This window comes from Rhodopseudomonas sp. B29, assembly GCF_000333455.1.
Classification (GTDB): Bacteria; Pseudomonadota; Alphaproteobacteria; order Rhizobiales; family Xanthobacteraceae; genus Rhodopseudomonas.
The window spans coordinates 1-590 of the sequence record NZ_BADD01000795.1; the positions used below are offsets into that span (position 1 = coordinate 1).

General features: G+C 65.1%; 1 protein-coding gene and 2 pseudogenes. 2 read left to right on the forward strand and 1 reads right to left on the reverse strand.

Translation table 11 applies throughout. The features are described from left to right. Nucleotides 1-170: pseudogene (locus I5M_RS33985) on the reverse strand (coproporphyrinogen III oxidase); the annotation flags it as partial. A gap of 14 nt (nt 171-184) precedes the next feature. Here I5M_RS33985 and I5M_RS28575 point away from each other — a divergent pair. Together I5M_RS28575 and I5M_RS31710 are read left to right on the forward strand one after the other, a co-directional pair. Further along, the gene (locus I5M_RS28575; RefSeq protein ID WP_022724525.1) at nt 185-385 is read left to right on the forward strand and encodes a hypothetical protein; all 201 of its coding nucleotides are present in this window, start codon (nt 185-187) and stop codon (nt 383-385) included. Continuing rightward, nucleotides 357-590, forward strand: a pseudogene (locus I5M_RS31710) (bacteriochlorophyll 4-vinyl reductase); the annotation flags it as partial. The gene I5M_RS28575 and the pseudogene I5M_RS31710, both read left to right, overlap by 29 nt.

Genomic DNA, 590 nt, shown 5'->3' on the forward strand with positions numbered 1-590 from the left:
AGCTTCATGTTGCAGCCGCAGTACCAGCACATCTGTTTGCAGAACGGTACGTGCAGATAAAGCGAGATCGGTTCGTCGGTATCGAGCTGGGCGAGCCAGCCGCGATAGATCGACTCCGGGAAATCCTTGGCGAAATGCGGCGCCGTCGGGTAGCTGGTGTAGCGCGGCACCGAACTCTTGGCGTATGGCCGATTGGGAAGCCAACGCCGATCGCTCGCGCAAAGCCGCGGCCTCGCAAATGGCCATCGTTTCGGCCTGCGGCGGCGGCTCCGAGCAGATGACGGAGCCGACCAATTGCGACGTCGCCAAGGAAACCTTGGCGGAGACCGTAACCAGCCGCATGGCGGACACCACCCATGACGCAGGTTCGCTCACCCGCCACTGACGGACAGACTGCTGGACACGGCGAAGGACCCGATCACCCCAAAGCGGCGATCGGGCCCAACGCGGTCCTCCAGTTGATCCAGGCACTCGACGCGGCCGGCTTGCAGCCGGCCGCCGCCGAGATCTTCGATCGGGCCGCAGCGACAGAGTGGCTGGCGCACCCGCCGAGCGCGATGGTGGACGAACGTCCGGTCGCGGCGATTCAT

Coding starts and splice junctions, on each gene's coding strand:
- I5M_RS28575 (WP_022724525.1), top strand. CDS start 185: ATGGCCGATTGGGAAGCCAACGCCGATCGCTCGCGCAAAGCCGCGGCC.